The organism is Pseudomonas sp. DD1 (assembly GCF_044510355.1).
Classification (GTDB): domain Bacteria; phylum Pseudomonadota; class Gammaproteobacteria; order Pseudomonadales; family Pseudomonadaceae; genus Aquipseudomonas; species Aquipseudomonas shahriarae.
This window is the reverse complement of the sequence record NZ_MSAJ01000029.1, coordinates 363,953-383,622: the sequence shown is the minus strand read 5'-3', so window position 1 is coordinate 383,622 and position 19,670 is coordinate 363,953. Positions and strand designations below refer to the sequence as shown.

Sequence of the window (19,670 nt, the reverse complement as noted above, 5' to 3'; positions counted from 1 at the left end):
AACACTGTGATTTCCCAGACCTGAAGAAATCGCTACGACTTATGACGGCCTAACGCGAATCACCCAACTAACTCGCTCACCTTGGGCAAGCGCTGATCAATCACACGATACAAAGCACTATCAGCCGGCCAGTTGCGCATAAACCGCGCACGGTCCTTGGCAAACGCCGGTGCGAAGCTGCTCAGCGAGCCATGCTGACACATCGAATCCAGATCAATCAGCACCCAACGCCCTCCTTGCCAGAACAGGTTGCGCCCCTTGAAGTCGCCATGGCTGATCCGCTCGCGAATCAGCTCGCCAAACAGGCGATCCAGGGCCAGCAGTTCAGGCTCGGGCACCTCGCCGTTGTCCACGTAAGGGGCCAGGTGTTCGATCAGGTCGGGCCCGGACAGGTGCTCGGTGACCAGATAAGCCCGGCTGCGCAGCCAGAAAAAGCGTCGCTCCAGAAGCGCCAGGGGCTTGGGCGTGGCAATCCCCAGGAATGTCAGGCGGTTGCCTTCGCTCCAGGCGTGCCAGGCGCGGCTGGGCCTCCAGAAGCGCCTGAGCCAGTGTGTAAAACCCTTGATGTTGTAGCGTTTGATCACCAGCGCTCGACCCGCAGCATCAACCCCGGCCACCGTGGCCGAGGCGCCGGCCTTGTACATTTGGCCCTGGTCGACAAGCCTATCGACGTTTGCCAGTACCGGCAGCAGGGTGGCTTCTTCTTCACGCCGGATGGCGCGCAGCCCAAAGGCCCCGCGCACTACGCTGAACAAGGTGCACTCACGGCCGATCTTGCCCATGAAGTCTTTCAGGCGCCAGGCGCGCACTTTGCGCACCTGTTTTTGCAAGGCTTCCAGGGGCAACGCGTGCTCGCCGTTGCTTAACAGGTAGTGCACCAGTAATTCTTCGGTAAACGGTTCGAGGTCGCTCGGTAACTGGGCAAAAAACACCCCGAGGTTTTCCAGCACCCGGTTACGTGACAGAGGTTTACCCGCCTGTTCGACGCAGATGCCCCCCCCGTCGATCAAATACAGCTTGTCCGCCTGACGCATCAGGTTGTCCAGGTGCAGATCTTCCTGCCACAAACCCTTGGCGTGCATCTGGGCAATCGCACCCAGCGCTTCGGCCAGTACCGCCTGTTGCTCATCGGCCAAGGGCGGCAAGGCTTCGACTGCCGCCCAGGCGTCGGCCAGGCTTTGGGCCCCTTCCAGAAACTCGAACAGCAGCCAGCCACCCTCACCGTCTTGCAGGCCGTCGGCGAGCAACAGCGGGGTGGTGAGGCCTTGCTCGGCGAGCAGGCGCACGCCCTGGAGTTCGCGCTGGAAATGTCGCGCGGCGTTGCTACCCACCAGCAACTTGGCCAGCACCGGCCGGCCGCGCCAGATGGCCGCGCCCACATAACGCTGACCGGGCAACACCCGCAACAGGCTCAGCAATTGCAACTGCCCAGGGCCCGCTGCATCCGCCAACTCAATACTCAAGGGCAACGTGGGCGTGCGCCCGGCGTTTTTGAGCTCAGACAACCGCATCAGCGGGCCTCCTTGTGACTGCGCCGCCCCGCCAGGTACTGCGCCCAGGTATCCACCAGCGAACTGTCCTCCGGCTGGTCGAGGTAGGCCGCCAGGAATTGCCGCACCTGCGCAGATGTCCATGCGCCAGCACGGCGCAGCAATGGCTCAAGGTCTTTGACCCGATCACGCCGGCCCAGCAACAGCGGCCGGGTTTTTTCCAGGTCGATCAACTGCGCTGCGTAACCGTCGCCGGTGGCCTGCAGGAAGATATGTTTGGGGTAAAAACAGCCATGCACCTGGCCGACGCCATGGAGCTTGCGCGCCAATTGGCCGCAAGCCACGAGGATCGCGTGGTGCTGGTCAGCACTCAGGGCCGGCCACTGCTCGAGCAGTGAGTCCAGGTCATTCCAGCCATCCAGCGCGCGGGTCAGCAGCAAGGCGCGGTATTCGCCGGCAACCTTGCGCTCGCCATAAAAGGCGGCCTGCAAGGCCGGGATCGCCTTCTGCCGATAGCGGCTGATATTGCGAAACTCACGGGCAAAGGTCGGCTCGCCAAAGGGCCGATGCAGGGTGCGCGTCAGGTAGTTGCTCTGGCGCTTGAGGTAAAAGCCACGGCCTTCCAGTTCCAGGCGGAACACACTGCTCCAGCCGCCGCGACTGGTGTTGGGCTCATCCACTGCGTCCAGTTGCCTGGCCCACAGGGCGTCGAAGTCAGCCAGGCCATTGCGCTCCAGCAAGGCCCGGTCTTCAGTTGCCAGGAAGTCATTCATTCGCGTCCCTCGAAAAACTTCAGCACATGGCGAATCCGCTGTTTATCCGACGTATTCAGGTGCTTGCGCCGACAATATTGCATGTAGAAGCGTAGGCGCTGGGTGGCCGACAAGTGGTATTTGGCAACCTTGTCCAGGCACGCCAGGTCCTTGGTGATCCGGTACTTGAGCCAGAACCCGCGCCAGAAGTCGCCGTTGGGGCAGTCGATCAGGTACAGGGTCTGCTGGTCGTCGATCAACAGGTTGCGCCACTTCAAATCGTTGTGGGTAAACCGGTGGTCGTGCATGGTCCGGGTGTATTCGGCGAGCTGGCGGCTGACCTTGTCGACCCATACCGGGTCGGACAATTGCGGATCCTTGCGTTCGGCCAGGGCCGCCAGGTCTTCGGTGCGGGGCAACTCGCGGGTGATCATCGCCCCACGATCATAGGCCAGGCCCTTGCGCTCCAGGCCCCAGGCCACGACTTCGGCCGTGGGAATGCCCCACTTGGCGAAGCGCTTGAGGTTCTGCCATTCGGACTTGACCCGTGGTTTGCCCAGGTAACGCCGCAACCCCTTGCCGGCGCCGGTGTAGCGCTTGACGTAATAGTTGACCCCGCCGCGCTGCACACGAATGACTTCGGACAGCGGATCCCGGGTCAGCCGCTCGCCTTGCAGGGCAAACACCGCATCGAGGCTACCAAAATCGTCCACAAGCTCCGAGTAAGCAGGTTCCAGGTTCCAACCCGCCATCAGAGCGCACCTCCGTACCGGACTTTACGGTCATAGAGCTTGCTGGCCTTGCGCTCCAGCCACTGCAGCAGCGCGCCTTCCTCGGCCAGGATCTGGCGCAGGGGTTGCTGGAAGTAGCCTTTGAGGAAGCGCAACTTGTCGCGGCGGGTCAGGCCGATATCCAGGATCGAGAAATACAGGGCCGCCAAGTCCTTGTTGCGCCAGCGCTGACTGATACGCGGGCGCACTTGGGCACGGTGCAGGTCGATCACCGACAGTTTGAAGTCATCGGCCGTCACCGGTTTGTCGGTGTGCAGCAGGAAGTGGCAGATGTAGCAGTCACGATGGTTGACGCCAGCGCGATGCATCATCCCGGTCATACGGGCCACTTCGGCAATCAGCGCGCGCTTGAGACGCGGCTCGGGTGGCTGCTTGAGCCAGTCCATGCTCAAGTCTTCCAGGCTGATGGTCGGTGCCAGCTCTTGGGTGACAATAAAGGAATGCTGGTCGGCCGGGTTGGCGCCGCGCTCGCCGTAGGCCACGGCGGTCATGGTCGGTACGCCCACTTCGTGCAGGCGCTGGATTGCCTGCCACTCCTGCCCGGCGCCCAGCACCGGCAGTTTGGCGGTGAACAGGTTCTTGAAAATTTCACCCCAGCCGATGCCACGGTGGATTTTCACAAAGTAGCCGCGTCCATCCACCTCGGTGCGCAAGGTGCGACGGGCTTCCAGTTCACGGTAAACCTCACCCTCCAACAGCTCGACTTCGGCGAACGCATCGCGCCCGGCCCAAAGGCTCTTGAACGGTTCGGCAAGAATCAACTTCATCAGTGTTGCTCCGCCAGAATTACATCCGCAGCGTGCTGCGGCATGCTATAGAGGTCGGCCGTCTCGGCGAAGGCCAGACCATTGCGGCTCCAGGCCGCACGTTGCTGCTGATCACTGAGCATCCCGGCCAGGTACTGGTTGAGCTGGGCCTGTTCGAAAGGCTCGTCCAGCACACGCCCGCAATCAGCTTCGCTGATGTAATGGGCATAACCACACACCGCTGTGACCAGTACCGGCAACCCGGCCACCAGGGCTTCGAGCAGCACGGTCCCGGTGTTTTCGTTGTACGCCGGGTGAATCAACAGGTCGGCGCCCAGCAGGAAACGCGGGATATCACTGCGCCCCTTGAGGAACTGCACATTGTCGCCCAGGCCCAGGGTAGCACTCTGCAATTGGAATACTTTGGGGTCGTCCTGGCCAATTACAAACAGGCGGGTGCGCTTCTTCAGGTCTGGCGGCAGTGCGGCCAGCGCCTTGAGGCTGCGGTCCACGCCCTTGGTCTTGAAGCCCGAACCGATCTGCACCAGCAGCAGATCGTCGTCCGCGAGGTTGAATTCGGCACGGAAGCCAGCGCGGATCTCGGCCGCATTCGGCGGCGCCCGACGGTCCAGGGCGATGCCCGGTGGCAGCAGGTGGAAGCGCGCCAGCGGCGTGTCGTAGTGTTTGATAAACAGCGGCTGCTGGACCTCGGAGATCATCAGCACTTGGGTCTTGGCCTCCTTGGCAAACACCGCGCGCTCGTACTCGGCAAAGTGCCGGTAGCGGCCAAAGCTGCGATACAGCGAATGCCGCAGGTTCTGCGCCTTGTCCTCAAAACAGCCGTCTGCCGCGTAGTACACATCCAGGCCGGGCATTTTGTTGAAGCCGATCAAGCGGTCCACCGGGCGCTTGGCCAGGTCGGCCTGCATCCAGGCGGTCAACTTCTCGTTGCGCCGATGGTTGAAGAACGCCTTGACCGGCGCCACCAGCACTTCAAAACCGGGTGGCACGTCGCCTTCCCAGATCAAGGTGTACACACGAATCTGGTGACCGCGTTGCTGGCACTCCAGGGCGATGCGCATGAAGTCGCGCTGCAAGCCACCAAAGGGGAAATATTTGTACAGTACAAATGCCAGTTGCATCAGTGCAGCTCCTCAGCCAATAACAACGTGCTCAGTCGGCTGGCCACACGCTCAGGGTTCAGGCGAGTAAAACACAGTGGCCACTCGCGCTTGAGATCAAACCGGCGCTGGTCTTCAGCGCTCGGTTGGTAGGTGCATTTCTTTTGCAGGCAGGGCGCGCAGGGGAAATCGCTGCCCAGATGAATCTGCGCCTTGCCATAGGCACCGGTCAGGCCCGGGTTGGTCGGGCCGAACAGGGATATCGTCGGCACATCCAGCGCAGCGGCCAGGTGCCCGAGGCCGGTATCCACCGCCACACAGGCCCTGGCGCCGGCCAATACCCGCGCCACACCGGCCAGGTTCAGCTTGGGCAAGACTTCGGCATTGGTCAGGCCCTGGGCCAGGCGTTCGGCGCGGGCTTTTTCGGCGGCATTGCCCCACGGCAGTTTCACATCCACTCCCAGGCTGCCCATGCGCTCGGCCAGCTCGCGCCAGTAGGCTTCGGGCCAGTGCTTGGTGTCCCAGGTGGTGCCGTGCAGCAGCAGCACAAAAGGTTTCTTCGGCGGTAGGCCGAGCAGTTTCTCAGTGCTCAGGCCGTAATCCCCAAGACCTTTGGGCAGGTCATAGCCCAGGGCCACGGCGAACAGCTGGCGCAAGCGCTCCACCGCATGCTGGCCACGAGCAACCGCCAGGCGCCGGGAATAGAAGCGCGCAGCAATGGGTTCGCGAGCTGAATCTCTGTCAAAGCCCGCCACCGGCGCCCGCACATAGCGGGTCAGCCAGGCGCTTTTAAGCAGGCCCTGAGCGTCGATCACCAGGTCGTATTTAGTCGACTGGATCTGCTTCTTGAAGCGGCGCCACTCGCCACTCTTGAAGGTCTGCCAGAGGTTCTTGCGCCAGCGGCGAATCGCCACGGGGATCACCTTGTCCACCGCAGGGTGCCAGGTGGGGATTTCGGCGAAGCCTTCTTCCACCACCCAGTCAAAGCGAATCCCCGGGATCGCCCGGGCCGCGTCGGTCAATGCCGGCAAGGCGTGGATCACATCGCCCAGGGATGAGGTCTTGATTACCAGTACCCGCAACTCAATGAACCTCGACCACGTTGCCCTGCAAACGCTGCAAGGCTTCGGCTACCGCATCGGGCAGCAACTGGCGCAGGCAATTGTAGTGGCCGAAACGGCAGGTGCGGTCAAAGCACGGACTGCAATCGAGGCCCAGGCGCACCACTTCGACCTTGTCGGCCAATGGCGGGGTAAAGCCCGGCGAGGTGGAGCCGTACACCGCCACCAGCGGGCGGTTCAGCGCGGCGGCCACGTGCATCAGGCCGGAGTCGTTGGACACCACCGAGTCGGCGCAGGACAACAGGTCGATGGCCTCGGCCAATGACGTATCGCCACTGAGATTGACCGCTTCTTCGCGCAGGCCGGGGATCAGGCGCTGGCGGATATCCTCGCCCACCGAGTGATCGTTTTTCGAGCCAAACAGCCAGACTTGCCAGCCTTCGCGGATTTTCAGCTCGGCGACCTTGGCGTAATGCTCCGACGGCCAGCGCTTGGACTCGCCAAACTCGGCGCCTGGGCACAGCGCCAGCACCGGCCGATCGAGGCTCAGGCCGAACTTGGCCAGGGCCGCGTCGCGGGTGACCGGGTCGATGAGCAGGCTCGGCCGTGGATACGGCGTCGGCAACTCGGCATTGGGCGCATAGGCCAGGGCCATGAAGCGCTCGATCATCAGCGGGTAGCGGGCCTTGTCGAGCTTGCGCACGTCATTGAGCAAGCCATAGCGGAACTCACCGCGCCAGCCGGTACGCTTGGGGATGCCGGCGAAGAACGGCACCAGGGCCGACTTCATCGAGTTGGGCAGCAGGATCGCCTGGTCGTACTGGCCGGCCAGAGACTTGCCGATCCGCCGCCGGGTCGCCAGCTCCAGCGCGCCATGGCCGAGCGGGAAGCTCAAGGCCTGCCGTACCTCGGGCATGCGTTCCAGGATCGGCCGGCTCCACTCGGGGGCGAGCACGTCGATTTGGCAGTCGGGATGACGCTGTTTCAGGCACTGGAACAGTGTCTGCGCCATTACCATGTCACCGACCCAACTGGGCCCAACGATCAGAATATTCATGTAGTTTCCACAAACGATTCGGGGAGGCTCATGCCTCCCCGCCTCGATAATTACTGTAGGTCACGGTTTGTGTGGGAGCGGGCTGGCCCGCGATAGCATCACCGCGTGCTGTCAGCCAGACCGCAGCGCCTGCATCGCGGGCCCGCCCGCTTCCACCTAAAGCCGGTCTCCACATTCAATTGGGGTCGCCGTAGTGTTTTAGCTTAACCCCAGTTCTTGCCAGATCCGTTTCACCTGCCGCCGTTCGTCGGCAAACTGATCCCCGGCCACCACACCCGCCTCGTTCTGCAAGGCCTGGCGATGGGCTGCCGAGCGGTACGCCTTATACACCTCGCGCAACAGGTGGGCATCGGCGGCGGGCATCAGCCCGACCTGCTCCAAGCCTTCCAGGATGCGGATATTGTCGGTATAGCGCAGCAGCAATGGATGTTGCGCAGACCACGCCAAAGCGGCGTATTGCACCATAAATTCAATATCGACGATACCTCCTGCGTCCTGCTTGAGATCGAACAGCGCCGTGGGCTCGAAGGCATTCGCCGCGGTGCCGGCTGCGGTCGACTTGGTGCCCAGGTTGTCACGCATCTTGGCGCGCATCTCGCTGACCTCCTGGCGCAGCTTCGCCAGGTCCTGCGTGCGCCCCAGTACCCGCGCCCGTACGGCCTCAAACGCCCGGCCCACGTCCTGGCTGCCGACCAGCACCCGCGCGCGCACCAGGGCTTGATGCTCCCAGGTCCAGGCCTCGTTTTCCTGATAACGGGCAAATGCCCCCAGAGAGCTGACCAGCAGGCCGGATGCGCCAGAAGGTCGCAGGCGCATATCCACTTCGTACAATTGCCCGGAGTTGGTCTGGGTGGTCAGCAAGTGAATGATGCGCTGGCCCAGGCGGGTAAAGAACTGCGCGCCATCAATCGGCTTGGCGCCGTCGGTTTCGGCCTGGGGGTCTCCGTCGTGGATAAACACCAGGTCCAGGTCCGAGCCATGCCCCAGTTCGATACCGCCGACCTTGCCATAACCGACGATGATAAAACCGGGATCGCACAAGGTACCGTCCAGGCGTTGCGGCGTACCATGGCGGGCCACGGTCTGGCGCCAGGCCAGGGCCAGCACCTGCTCCAGAATCGCCTCGGCGAGCCAGGTCAGGTAGTCGCTGACCTTCATCAGCGGCAGGCTGCCAGCGATTTCCGAGGCCGCGACCCGCAACCGGTGCGCCAGCTTGAAGTGGCGCAGGGCTTCCATTTGCTGCTCAAGGTCATCCTCAGGGATGCGTGTGAGGCGCTCGCGCAGTTCGGCGGCCAGTTCCGGCGCCAAGGGCGGTTTGAACAGGCGGCCTTCGTTGAGCAATTCGTCCAGCAGCAGCGGGAAGCGGGTGATCTGCTCGGCAATCCACGGGCTGGCGGCGCACAGGGTCAACAACCGACGCAAGGCGTCAGGGTTTTCCGTCAACAGCACCAGATAAGCAGAACGCCGCGCGACGGCCTCTACCAACGGCAGCACACGCTCCAGCACCAGGTCCGGGTCGGCATGTTCGACAGCCTGGGCCAGCAGGCGCGGGATAAACGCATCCAGACGCTCACGCCCCAGGCGCTGCATAGCGCGCAATTGCGGACTGCCGCGCAGACTGGCCAAGGCTTTCAGGGCCTTGGGCGCGTCGGCAAAGCCGCCTTCGGCCAATTGGCGACAGGCGGCCTCCTCATTTTGGGATTCTTCCCACAAGGGCAGCCACTCGCCACCCACCACCAATTCGCTTTCCACCCCCTCCTCTTCGTCCGGATCGGCAATCACCTGGCGGAAATGCCAGTCCACCCGGCCACGCCAGTACATCAACTGTTCATGGAACGCCGTCCAGTTGGCAAAACCCAACATAAAGGCAATGCGCGCCTGGTCCTCATCCGTGTTGGGCAGCATTTGCGTCTGGCGATCGGCAATGGCCTGGATCGCATGCTCGGTGTAGCGCAGGAACTCATAGCCGGCACGCAACTCGGCAATCACCGCCGGCGGCAGGTAGCCCTGGCCTTCCAGGGTGCCCAGCACCTTCAGCAGCGGCCGTTGTTGCAGGCTGAGGTCGCGGCCACCGTGAATCAGCTGGAACGCCTGGGCGATAAACTCCACTTCGCGGATGCCGCCAGCCCCCAGCTTGATGTTGTCGGCCATGCCCTTGCGCCGCACTTCCTGCTGGATCAACTGCTTCATGGTGCGCAGCGCTTCGATCGCAGAAAAGTCCAGGTAACGCCGATAGACAAACGGGCGCAGCAGGTCGAGCAGTTGCGCGCCGGCCACCTGGTCGCCGGCCACCACCCGCGCCTTGATCATCGCGTAGCGTTCCCAGTCGCGGCCCTGGTCCTGGTAGTACTGCTCCAATGCGTTGAAGCTCAACACCAGCGCCCCTGCTGAACCGTAGGGCCGCAGGCGCATGTCGACCCGGAACACAAAGCCGTCGACGGTCATCGGGTCCAGGGCCTTGATCAGTTTCTGGCCCAGGCGGATAAAGAACTCCTGGTTGTCGAGGGCCCGCTTGGCGCCCACGGTCTCGCCGCCTTCGGGGTAGGCGAAGATCAGGTCGATGTCCGACGACAGGTTCAACTCCACCGCACCCAGCTTGCCCATGCCGAGGATGACCATCTGCTGCGGCTCGCCGCTGCGCCCGCCGATGGGGGTGCCGAATTGCGCGCAGTGGCGCTGGTACAGCCACTGGTAAGCCTGGTCGATGCTGGCGTCGGCCATGTCCGACAGGTCGCGGCAGGTCTGTACCAGGTCCGCCTGTCGGGTCAGGTCGCGCCAGATGATCCGCACTTGCTGGCGGGTGCGCTGGCGACGCAGCACACGCCCCAGCTCATCTTCTGTTTCAGCCTGTTGCACGGCTGCGGCAATCTGCCCACACAGTTCATCAGGCGCAAAGCCGCGGTCCAGCTCGCCCCAGGCCACCAGCTCAAGCAACATCAAAGGGTCACGAACACTCTGTTCAATCACAAAATCGCTGGCGGCACATACCCGGGCGAAGTCGGCCCAACGTTGCGGCGTCCACGCAGACAGGCCATGATCGGCATCCAGCATGGCCGCTGCGTCACGAAATGACTGCTCGGCCCGGCTGGCAAATGGCAACAGAACGGCTGGGAGTTCAACCAGCGTTGGAAGGCTCATGGTCTATCCTTGATCGGCGCGTGAATGGCGAGTGGCTGTGAACGCAAGAACCACGCTCGATGAAGGACTGTCGAACAAAAGTTAGAAATAGCTGAAAAATCATTAATTTTGGCAGGCAACATTAAACTTCTACCTTTTCTTGTTCGCAAAAGATCAACAATAACGATTATGCTCACCAGCCAGACCGAGCAACCACCTCGGTCTTGTGTAGTTTTACTACTCGTATATACATTCGAAAGGCTGAAATGGCCGACGATTTGTAGTAAAACTACAGGACGCCGAAGCAACCTTCGGCCATCCAAGAATTTATGTCGTCTGCCCACAAGGCCAGTCGCAAACTTCAGGCAACCGATTCTGGTAGCCTTTCCGCCCTGGAGCAAGCCATGCAAGACCTCGATCCCGTCGAAACCCAGGAATGGCTGGACGCCCTGGAATCGGTTCTCGACAAAGAAGGCGAAGACCGTGCTCACTACCTGATGACCCGTATGGGCGAACTCGCGACCCGCAGCGGCTCGCAACTGCCCTACGCCATCACCACGCCATACCGCAACACCATCCCCGTTACCCACGAAGCACGCATGCCTGGCGACCTGTTCATGGAACGCCGCATTCGCTCGCTGGTACGCTGGAACGCGATGGCGATGGTTATGCGCACGAACTTGAAAGATTCTGACCTGGGCGGTCACATCTCCAGCTTCGCTTCCAGCGCAACCCTGTATGACATTGGCTTCAACTACTTCTTCCAGGCCCCGACCGAAGAACACGGCGGCGACCTGATCTACTTCCAGGGTCACACCTCGCCAGGCGTCTACGCCCGTGCGTTCATGGAAGGTCGCATCACCGAAGACCAGATGAACAACTTCCGCCAGGAAGTCGACGGTGGCGGCCTGTCGTCGTACCCGCACCCTTGGCTGATGCCTGACTTCTGGCAGTTCCCGACCGTATCCATGGGTCTGGGCCCGATCCAGGCGATCTACCAGGCACGTTTCATGAAGTACCTGGAAGCCCGTGGCTTCATCCCCGAAGGCAAGCAGAAGGTCTGGTGTTTCCTGGGCGACGGCGAGTGCGACGAGCCGGAATCCCTGGGCGCCATCTCCCTGGCCGGCCGCGAGAAGCTGGACAACCTGATCTTCGTCATCAACTGCAACCTGCAGCGCCTCGACGGCCCGGTTCGCGGCAACGGCAAGATCATCCAGGAACTCGAAGGCGTGTTCCGCGGTGCCCAGTGGAACGTAACCAAAGTCATCTGGGGCCGTTTCTGGGACCCACTGCTGGCCAAGGACGTCGACGGTATCCTGCAACGCCGCATGGACGAAGTCATCGACGGCGAGTACCAGAACTACAAAGCCAAAGACGGCGCGTTCGTGCGTGAACACTTCTTCAACACGCCTGAACTCAAGGCGATGGTTGCCGACCTGTCCGACGACGAGATCTGGAAACTCAACCGTGGCGGCCACGACCCGTACAAGGTCTACGCGGCGTACCACGAAGCGGTCAACCACAAAGAACAACCGACCGTCATCCTGGCCAAGACCATCAAGGGTTATGGCACCGGTGCCGGCGAAGCGAAGAACACCGCGCACAACACCAAGAAAGTCGATGTCGACAGCCTGAAGTTGTTCCGCGACCGCTTCGACATTCCGGTCAAGGACGAAGAGCTGGAGAACCTGCCGTTCTTCAAGCCCGAGCCAAACAGCGCCGAAGCCCGCTACCTCAGCGAGCGTCGCACTGCACTGGGCGGTTTCGTGCCACAGCGCCGGGCACAGAGCTTCAGCGTACCGACGCCGGACCTCAGCACCCTCAAGGCAATCCTTGACGGTTCGGGCGACCGTGAAATCTCCACCACCATGGCCTTCGTGCGGATCCTCGCGCAACTGGTCAAGGACAAGGAAATCGGCCCGCGCATCGTCCCGATCATCCCGGACGAAGCCCGTACCTTTGGTATGGAAGGCATGTTCCGCCAGTTGGGCATCTACTCCTCCGTCGGCCAGCTCTACGAGCCAGTCGATAAAGACCAGGTGATGTTCTACAAGGAAGACAAGAAGGGCCAGATCCTCGAAGAAGGCATCAACGAAGCGGGCGCCATGAGCTCCTTCATCGCTGCCGGTACTTCGTACTCCAGCCACAACCAGCCGATGCTGCCGTTCTACATCTTCTACTCGATGTTCGGCTTCCAGCGCATTGGCGACCTGGCTTGGGCAGCAGGCGACAGCCGTACCCGTGGTTTCCTGATCGGCGGTACCGCCGGGCGCACCACGCTGAACGGCGAAGGCCTGCAACACGAAGACGGTCACAGCCACATCCTGGCTGCCACCATCCCGAACTGCCGCACCTTTGATCCAACCTACGGCTACGAGCTGGCGGTGATCATCCAGGACGGCATGAAGAAGATGACCGAAGAGCAGCAGGACGTTTTCTACTACATCACCGTGATGAACGAGTCCTACCAGCAACCAGCCATGCCGGCCGGTGTTGAAGAAGGCATCATCAAGGGTATGTACCTGCTCGAAGAAGACACCAAGGAAGCGGCACACCACGTGCAACTGATGGGCTCCGGCACCATCCTGCGCGAAGTGCGTGAAGCGGCGAAGATCCTGCGTGAAGAGTTCAACGTCGGCGCTGATGTGTGGAGCGTTACCAGCTTTAACGAACTGCGTCGCGACGGCCTGGCCGTAGAGCGCAGCAACCGCCTGCACCCAGGCCAGAAGCCTGCGCTGAGCTACGTCGAAGAGTGCCTGGCTGGCCGTAAGGGTCCGGTTATCGCCTCTACCGACTACATGAAACTGTTTGCTGAACAAATTCGCCAGTGGGTCCCGTCCAAGGAATTCAAAGTCCTGGGCACCGATGGTTTCGGCCGCAGTGACAGCCGCAAGAAGCTGCGTCACTTCTTCGAAGTCGACCGTCACTTTGTGGTGTTGGCAGCCCTGGAAGCCTTGGCTGACCGTGGTGAGATCGAACCCAAGGTGGTGGCTGACGCCATCGTCAAGTTCGGGATCAACCCGGAAAAACGCAACCCACTGGACTGCTGAGGAGACTTTTTGTGAGCGAACTCATTCGCGTACCTGACATCGGCAGCGGTGAAGGTGAAGTAATCGAACTGTTTGTAAAGGTCGGCGACACCGTCGAAGCCGACCAGAGCATCCTGACCCTGGAATCGGACAAGGCGAGCATGGAAATCCCTGCTCCCAAGGCCGGCGTGGTCAAAAGCCTGAAAGTGAAGCTGGGCGACCGCCTGAAAGAAGGCGACGAACTGCTGGAGCTGGAAATCGAAGGTGCCGCTGATGCGGCCCCGGCGGCGGCGCCTGCTGCCGCTGCTGCTCCGGCACCAGCCGCCGAGAAACCTGCTGCTGCCGAGGCGCCTGCTGCCCCGGCCGCAGCTCCGGCCGCAGCCACTGTCCAGGACATTCACGTCCCGGACATCGGCTCGTCGGGCAAGGCCAAGATCATCGAGCTGCTGGTCAAAGTCGGCGACACCGTCGAAGCCGACCAGTCGCTGATCACCCTGGAGTCCGACAAGGCCTCCATGGAAATCCCATCGCCGGCTGCCGGCGTAGTGGAAAGCATCGCGGTCAAGCTCGAAGACGAAGTCGGCACTGGTGACTTCATCCTCAAGCTGAAAGTACAAGGCGCTGCGCCTGCTGCTGCGGCGCCTGCCGCTGCCGCTGCTGCTCCGGCCGCCAAAGCTGAAGCTGCACCGGCTGCTGCCGCCCCGGCTCCTGCGGCAAAAGCCGAGGCCGCACCGGCCCCGGCGGCTGCCCCTGCGCCAAGTGGTGCCAAGGCTCACGCCGGCCCTGCCGTGCGTCAACTGGCCCGTGAATTCGGCGTCGAGCTGAGCGCTGTCAGCCCTACCGGCCCACATGGTCGCGTGCTCAAGGAAGACGTGCAGGTCTACGTCAAGTCCATGATGCAAAAAGCCAAGGAAGCTCCGGCTGCCGGCACTGCTACCGGTGGCTCGGGCATTCCGCCGATCCGCACCGTAGACTTCAGCCGCTTCGGCGAAATCGAAGAGGTGCCGATGACGCGCCTGATGCAAATCGGCGCAGCCGGTCTGCACGCCAGCTGGCTGAACATTCCGCACGTGACTCAGTTCGACCAGGCCGACATCACCGACCTGGAAGCTTTCCGCGTTGCGCAGAAAGCCGTGGCCGAGAAGGCTGGCGTCAAGCTGACCGTGCTGCCACTGCTGCTCAAGGCCTGCGCGCACCTGCTCAAGGAGCTGCCGGACTTCAACAGTTCGCTGGCCCCAAGCGGCAAGGCGATCATTCGCAAGAAATACGTGCACATCGGCTTCGCCGTAGACACCCCGGATGGCCTGCTGGTACCGGTCATCAAGAACGTCGACCAGAAGAGCCTGCTGCAACTGGCTGCCGAAGCGGCTGCACTGGCTGCCAAGGCCCGCGACAAGAAGCTGACTCCGGACGATATGCAAGGTGCCTGCTTCACCATCTCCAGCCTCGGGCACATTGGCGGCACTGGCTTCACGCCAATCGTCAACGCGCCGGAAGTGGCGATCCTCGGTGTTTCCAAGGCCACTATCCAGCCTGTGTGGGACGGCAAGGCCTTCCAGCCGAAGCTGATGCTGCCACTGTCGCTGTCCTACGATCACCGCGTGATCAATGGCGCGGCCGCTGCACGCTTCACCCAGCGCCTGAGCCAGTTGCTGAACGACATCCGCACCATCCTGCTGTAAACGGCAGCGGCCTCCCCTTCACCGGGGAGGCCTGGCTGCAACGATTTCCGAGCGCCACGCTCGTACCTCAACCCCGCCAATTTGGCGGGGCTTTTTTTGCCCGCCTCAACTGCCCAAGCGCCGACAAAGGCCACGCAGGATAACCGTCCATCATTGCGACTGTAGAAATCCGCTGCACGGCCGATAACCCACTTATAGCACTTAGCCTTCATCCTCTCTTGTCAGTCCGTGCTGCATGATGCAACCTTGCCGCAGACAGCAACAAAGAGGGCGATAGCCCGGCGCGATGCGCATTTTTCCAAGCGAGCTCCCCCATGAAAAGCCAACCCGATGTCGCCCGAACGGCGGCCGAGGTCGTGACGCAATTACCGGTGCCTTCGCGCCTCGGTATGCTGCGTTTCGAGCGGCTGAATGAGGCCAGCTGGGCGCTGCTGTACCTTGACCCCAATTGTGAACGCCAATTCGGCTTGCCCGCCGTAGAGCTGTGCTCGCTGATCGGCTCGCCCTACGCCAGCCTGATGGAGCCCCAGGCACGCTACCAGTTGCATGACGCGATCCAGCAGCAACTGACCGCCAGCCCCCACTACCTGGTGCGCTACACCTTGCACACCAACGACGGCCAGTTGAGCCTGCTGGAGGTCGGCGAGGCCTACAAGCAACACAATCGCCACCTGCTACGCGGCTACCTGATGGTGGTAGACGGCTTGTTCAGCAACCTGGCGCCGATGCCCACCGCCGACCTGGAGGACCAGAACAGCCGCCTGCAGATCGCCCTGGAGCTCAACCAGCGTGCACAACAGGAACAGTTGCAGCACCTGGAGCGGGTGCGCGCCCAGCAGGAGCTGATCCTGCTGCTGGCCCGCCAGCGCTACAGCACCAACAATTCCCTGCAAGAAGCCGCCGAACTGATCACCCGCAGTGCCTGCGATATCTACCAGATCGACTGCGCCAGTATCTGGAACCTCGAAGGCCAGCAACTGGTGCCGATTTCCGCTTTTCTCCGCGCCGACCAACAGCACCATCTGCCCTTGCCGATTGATGCCAGCGGCTTCCCGGACTACCTGGAAGCCCTGCACAGCAGCCGCGCCATCGACGCCGGCAATGCCCTGCGCGATCCGCGCACCCGGGACATGGCCGAAAGCCTGCGCCCTCTGGAAGTCCACGCCATGCTCGACGCCAGTATCCGCGTGGATGGCCAGGTGGTGGGCGTGCTGTGCCTGGAACAAAGCACTTGCACCCGGGATTGGCTGTCCGATGAAATTGCCTTTGCCGGTGAATTGGCCGACCAGTTCGCCCAGGTCATCAACAACCACAACCGTCGCACCGCCACCAGCGCCCTGCACCTGTTCCAGCGCGCCGTGGAGCAAAGTGCCAACGCCTTCCTGCTGGTCAATTGCGACGGCGTGGTGGAGTACGTCAACCCCAGCTTTACCGCAATCACCCAGTACAGCACCGAAGAAGTCCACGGCCATCGCCTGGCCCAGTTGCCGGCCCTGGAGAACCTCAGCGAACTGCTGTTCGACGCGCCCTCCAGCCTGGCCCAAAGCAACAGCTGGCAGGGCGAGTTCAAGAGCCGGCGCAAAAACCTCGAACCGTACTGGGGCCAGTTGTCGATTTCCAAAGTGTATGGCGACAACCGCGAACTGACCCACTACATCGGCATCTACGAAGACATCACCCAGGCCAAGCTGGCCCAGCAGCGTATCGAGCGCCTGGCCTACACCGACAACCTGACCAACCTGGGCAACCGCCCGGCGTTTATCCGCAACCTCGACGAACGCTTCGCCCGCGACAGCGACGCGCCCATCAGCCTGTTGCTGGTGGATATCGACAACTTCAAGCGGATCAACGACAGCCTCGGCCACCAGACCGGCGACAAGTTGCTGATCAGCCTTGCCCGGCGCCTGCGCAACAGCCTCAATGCCGGCGGCAGCCTGGCGCGTTTTGCCAGTAACGAATTTGCGGTGCTGCTCGACAACGCCGACCTTGAAGTCGGCCAGCAAATGGCCTGCCAGTTGTTGATGACCCTCGACAAACCGATGTTCGTCGACAACCAGTTGATCAGCGTCACCGGCTCCGTGGGCCTGGCCTGCGCCCCGCTGCATGGCCGCGACCCCCAGACCCTGATGCGCAACGCCGGCCTGGCGCTGCACAAGGCCAAGGCCAACGGCAAGCACCAGGTGCAGGTGTTTACCGAAACCCTGAATGCCGAGGCCAGTTACAAACTGTTCGTGGAAAACAATCTGCGCCGCGCCCTGACCCAGAACGAGCTGGACGTGTTCTACCAGCCCAAGCTGTGCCTGCGCAGCGGGCGCCTGCTCGGCATGGAGGCGCTGTTGCGCTGGAACCACCCGGAAAAGGGCATGATCCGTCCAGACCAGTTCATCAGCGTCGCCGAAGAGACCGGCCTGATCATCCCCATCGGCAAATGGATCGCGCGCCAGGCCTGCCGCATGAGCAAGCAGTTGAGTGCCGCGGGCATGGGCAACTTGCAGGTGGCGATCAACCTGTCGCCCAAGCAGTTTTCCGACCCGGACCTGGTGGCCTCCATCGCCAGCATCCTCAAGGAAGAACAGCTACCGGCCAACCTGCTGGAGCTGGAGCTGACCGAGGGCCTGCTGCTGGAAGCCACCGAGGACACGCGCCTGCAACTGGATCAGTTGAAGAGTTTCGGCCTGACCCTGGCCATGGATGATTTCGGCACCGGCTACTCGTCCCTGAGTTACCTGAAGAAATTCCCCATCGACATCATCAAGATCGACCGCAGCTTTATCCATGAAATCCCGGACAACCAGGACGACATGGAAATCACCTCGGCGGTGATCGCCATGGCGCACAACCTCAAGCTCAAGGTGGTCGCCGAAGGCATCGAGACTGCCGAGCAACTGGCGTTCCTGCGCCGCCATCGCTGCGACGTCGGCCAGGGCTACCTGTTCGACCGGCCAATCCCCGGCTCCGAGTTGCTGGACAGGCTCAAACGCTATCCACGCGGGCCAATCGCCTGACAGCGCTGTAACACTCGGGCACACTGATGGTCTGAACTGTTAACTCAACCTGACGAGAGGACTGATCATGGTCTTGCGCTCGGAAATCCTGGTGAATAAAAACGTGCTGCCTACTGCCGAACAAGCCCTGCCTGGTCGTGAAACCCCGATGAATCTGCCCGAGACGCACTTCGTCAACGGCAACCCGCTGCTGGGTCCGTTTATGGACGATGTGGGGTTTGCGATTTTTGGCCTCGGCTGTTTCTGGGGCGCAGAACGCAAATTCTGGCAGCGCGACGGCGTGGTTAGTACCGTGGTCGGCTACGCCGGCGGCTTCACACCAAACCCGACCTACGAAGAAGTCTGCTCGGGCCTGACCGGCCATAGCGAAGTGGTGCTGGTGGTGTATGACCAGGCCAAACTCAAGTACGAAGACCTGTTGAAGATGTTCTGGGAACTGCACAACCCAACCCAGGGCATGCGCCAGGGCAATGACATTGGCAGCCAGTATCGCTCGGTGATCTACGCGACCACGCCTGAGCAACTGGAGGCTGCGAAGGCCAGTGCACAGGCCTATCAGGAAGAACTGACCAAGGCCGGCCTGGGCGAGATCACCACGGAAATCGACGAGGCGCCCACGGTGTACTTCGCCGAGGCCTATCACCAGCAGTACCTGGCGAAGAATCCCCAGGGTTATTGTGGGATCGGCGGTACTGGCGTGACCTGCCCGATCTGACGTCAAAAGCATCGCGGGCAAGTCCGCTCCCCCATGGGATCACATCACCATGTGGGAGCGGGCTTGCCCGCGATAGCACTCTAAAGAGCGATGCCGTTACTCGGCGATCAGCCAATCCATCTGCCACCCACCCTGAGTCTGCCCCAGTTTCTTCGACAGCCACGGCAGCAGCTCACGCAACTCCTCCTCCAGCCCCCACGGCGGGTTGGCAATCGCCAGGCCCGAACCGGTCAGGGTGTTGGGGGTATCCAGCGGATGCACCAGCAACTCCACGCGTAGCAGCTTTGGCGCGCCGGTGCCGGCCAGGTCCTGGTAGAAGCGGCGCAACATGCGCTGGTCCTTGACCGGGTACCAGATCGCGGCGACCGTCTGGCGCATGCGGCCCACGGCTTCCTTGAGGGAGGCGGCGCAACGCTGCATCTCGTCGAGTTGCTCGAACGGCGGGTCGATCAGCATCAACGCACGCTTTTCCGGCACCGGCAGCAAGGCCCGTGGCACGTGCCAGCCTTCGCCCAGATGGACCTTCACGCGGCGGTCGCCCTTCATGTTGTCCTTGAGCAACACGCCGTCTTCCGGGTGTTTTTCGTTGAGCAGCACGCGGTCCTGGGGGCGGGTCAGGCGCCGCGCCAGCTCTGGCGAACCGGGGTAATAGCGCAATTGGCCATCCGGGTTCATCTCGTGCAGCACCCGCATGTAGTCAGCGGTCAGCGCCGGCAGGTCCGCCTCGCCCCACAGGCGGGCAATGCCTTCCAGGTATTCACCGGTGCGGTTGGCCTGGTCGCCTTGCAGGTCATACAGACCAATTCCGGCGTGGGTGTCGAGATAGGCAAACGGCTGTTCCTTGCGCGACATCAGGGCGATGAGGCGGGTCAAGGTCAGGTGTTTGAAGACATCGGCGTGGTTGCCGGCGTGAAAGGCGTGACGATAATTCATGGTTGCTCCTGCGCAGGGGGCGAAGTTTACCTTTTACGCGGGCAAAGGTGCAGGGCTGCATGCCGGGCGGTGCTTATGTCGCAAATGTAGGAACAGCAGCGAAAACGTTCTAGCGAGTTATGTGCGAGCGGGCTTGCCCGCGATGCAGGCGACGCGGTATTACCCGTACTC

The 19,670-nt window shown here is 62.1% G+C and carries 13 protein-coding genes; 4 read left to right on the top strand and 9 right to left on the bottom strand.

All coding sequences use genetic code 11. The annotated features are described in order from the left end of the window. Positions 1–59: 59 nt before the first annotated feature. The 8 genes from PSFL_RS18030 to glnE all read right to left on the bottom strand — a co-directional run bounded on the left by PSFL_RS18030 (position 60) and on the right by glnE (position 10,156). Positions 60–1,511 (bottom strand): lipopolysaccharide kinase InaA family protein, encoded by a 1,452-nt coding sequence (locus PSFL_RS18030; protein WP_397470342.1) that lies wholly within the window; start codon positions 1,509–1,511, stop codon positions 60–62. Continuing rightward, on the bottom strand, positions 1,511–2,263 hold the full coding sequence (locus PSFL_RS18025) for a lipopolysaccharide kinase InaA family protein (protein ID WP_115127232.1): 753 nt from the start codon (positions 2,261–2,263) through the stop codon (positions 1,511–1,513). The genes PSFL_RS18030 and PSFL_RS18025 overlap by 1 nt, the downstream gene beginning before the upstream one ends. Then, the gene (locus tag PSFL_RS18020) at positions 2,260–2,994 is read right to left on the bottom strand and encodes a lipopolysaccharide kinase InaA family protein (RefSeq protein ID WP_057958119.1); all 735 of its coding nucleotides are present in this window, start codon (positions 2,992–2,994) and stop codon (positions 2,260–2,262) included. Before PSFL_RS18020 ends, PSFL_RS18025 begins: the two co-directional genes overlap by 4 nt. Beyond that, positions 2,994–3,800, bottom strand: coding sequence for a lipopolysaccharide core heptose(I) kinase RfaP (gene rfaP, locus PSFL_RS18015; protein WP_057958118.1), 807 nt, complete (start codon positions 3,798–3,800; stop codon positions 2,994–2,996). The genes PSFL_RS18020 and rfaP overlap by 1 nt, the downstream gene beginning before the upstream one ends. Next, the gene (locus PSFL_RS18010; protein ID WP_397470341.1) at positions 3,800–4,921 is read right to left on the bottom strand and encodes a glycosyltransferase family 4 protein; all 1,122 of its coding nucleotides are present in this window, start codon (positions 4,919–4,921) and stop codon (positions 3,800–3,802) included. The genes rfaP and PSFL_RS18010 overlap by 1 nt, the downstream gene beginning before the upstream one ends. Further along, positions 4,921–5,982 carry a lipopolysaccharide heptosyltransferase I gene (gene waaC, locus PSFL_RS18005; protein WP_397470340.1) on the bottom strand — a complete coding sequence of 354 codons (1,062 nt, stop codon included), beginning with the start codon at positions 5,980–5,982 and terminating at the stop codon, positions 4,921–4,923. Before waaC ends, PSFL_RS18010 begins: the two co-directional genes overlap by 1 nt. A gap of 1 nt (position 5,983) precedes the next feature. Beyond that, complete coding sequence (gene waaF / locus PSFL_RS18000) at positions 5,984–7,018, bottom strand: lipopolysaccharide heptosyltransferase II (RefSeq protein ID WP_115127229.1); 1,035 nt, start codon at positions 7,016–7,018, stop codon at positions 5,984–5,986. A 198-nt stretch (positions 7,019–7,216) separates the two neighbouring features. Continuing rightward, positions 7,217–10,156: a bifunctional [glutamate--ammonia ligase]-adenylyl-L-tyrosine phosphorylase/[glutamate--ammonia-ligase] adenylyltransferase gene (gene glnE, locus PSFL_RS17995; RefSeq protein ID WP_273865232.1), complete on the bottom strand. Its 2,940-nt coding sequence runs from the start codon at positions 10,154–10,156 to the stop codon at positions 7,217–7,219. A 383-nt stretch (positions 10,157–10,539) separates the two neighbouring features. Here glnE and aceE point away from each other — a divergent pair, with 383 nt between their 5' ends. The 4 genes from aceE to msrA all read left to right on the top strand — a co-directional run bounded on the left by aceE (position 10,540) and on the right by msrA (position 18,566). Then, positions 10,540–13,185, top strand: coding sequence for a pyruvate dehydrogenase (acetyl-transferring), homodimeric type (aceE, locus tag PSFL_RS17990; RefSeq protein WP_057958114.1), 2,646 nt, complete (start codon positions 10,540–10,542; stop codon positions 13,183–13,185). A gap of 11 nt (positions 13,186–13,196) precedes the next feature. Then, positions 13,197–14,846 carry a dihydrolipoyllysine-residue acetyltransferase gene (aceF, locus tag PSFL_RS17985; protein WP_120731358.1) on the top strand — a complete coding sequence of 550 codons (1,650 nt, stop codon included), beginning with the start codon at positions 13,197–13,199 and terminating at the stop codon, positions 14,844–14,846. A 314-nt stretch (positions 14,847–15,160) separates the two neighbouring features. Next, entirely contained in the window at positions 15,161–17,851 is a 2,691-nt protein-coding gene (locus tag PSFL_RS17980) for a bifunctional diguanylate cyclase/phosphodiesterase (RefSeq protein WP_115127226.1), read from the top strand. A gap of 67 nt (positions 17,852–17,918) precedes the next feature. Next, a complete protein-coding gene (msrA, locus tag PSFL_RS17975) occupies positions 17,919–18,566 on the top strand; it encodes a peptide-methionine (S)-S-oxide reductase MsrA (protein WP_057444633.1) in 648 nt (215 codons plus the stop codon). 96 nt (positions 18,567–18,662) lie between these two features. Here msrA and PSFL_RS17970 read toward each other — a convergent pair whose 3' ends face one another. After that, positions 18,663–19,499: a 23S rRNA (adenine(2030)-N(6))-methyltransferase RlmJ gene (locus tag PSFL_RS17970; protein ID WP_057958111.1), complete on the bottom strand. Its 837-nt coding sequence runs from the start codon at positions 19,497–19,499 to the stop codon at positions 18,663–18,665. Between the last annotated feature and the right edge of the window lie 171 nt (positions 19,500–19,670).

Coding starts and splice junctions, on each gene's coding strand:
- PSFL_RS18025 (WP_115127232.1), bottom strand. CDS start 2,263: ATGAATGACTTCCTGGCAACTGAAGACCGGGCCTTGCTGGAGCGCAAT.
- aceE (WP_057958114.1), top strand. CDS start 10,540: ATGCAAGACCTCGATCCCGTCGAAACCCAGGAATGGCTGGACGCCCTG.
- PSFL_RS17980 (WP_115127226.1), top strand. CDS start 15,161: ATGAAAAGCCAACCCGATGTCGCCCGAACGGCGGCCGAGGTCGTGACG.
- msrA (WP_057444633.1), top strand. CDS start 17,919: ATGGTCTTGCGCTCGGAAATCCTGGTGAATAAAAACGTGCTGCCTACT.
- rfaP (WP_057958118.1), bottom strand. CDS start 3,800: ATGAAGTTGATTCTTGCCGAACCGTTCAAGAGCCTTTGGGCCGGGCGC.
- waaF (WP_115127229.1), bottom strand. CDS start 7,018: ATGAATATTCTGATCGTTGGGCCCAGTTGGGTCGGTGACATGGTAATG.
- PSFL_RS18020 (WP_057958119.1), bottom strand. CDS start 2,994: ATGGCGGGTTGGAACCTGGAACCTGCTTACTCGGAGCTTGTGGACGAT.
- PSFL_RS18010 (WP_397470341.1), bottom strand. CDS start 4,921: ATGCAACTGGCATTTGTACTGTACAAATATTTCCCCTTTGGTGGCTTG.
- PSFL_RS18030 (WP_397470342.1), bottom strand. CDS start 1,511: ATGCGGTTGTCTGAGCTCAAAAACGCCGGGCGCACGCCCACGTTGCCC.
- PSFL_RS17970 (WP_057958111.1), bottom strand. CDS start 19,499: ATGAATTATCGTCACGCCTTTCACGCCGGCAACCACGCCGATGTCTTC.
- glnE (WP_273865232.1), bottom strand. CDS start 10,156: ATGAGCCTTCCAACGCTGGTTGAACTCCCAGCCGTTCTGTTGCCATTT.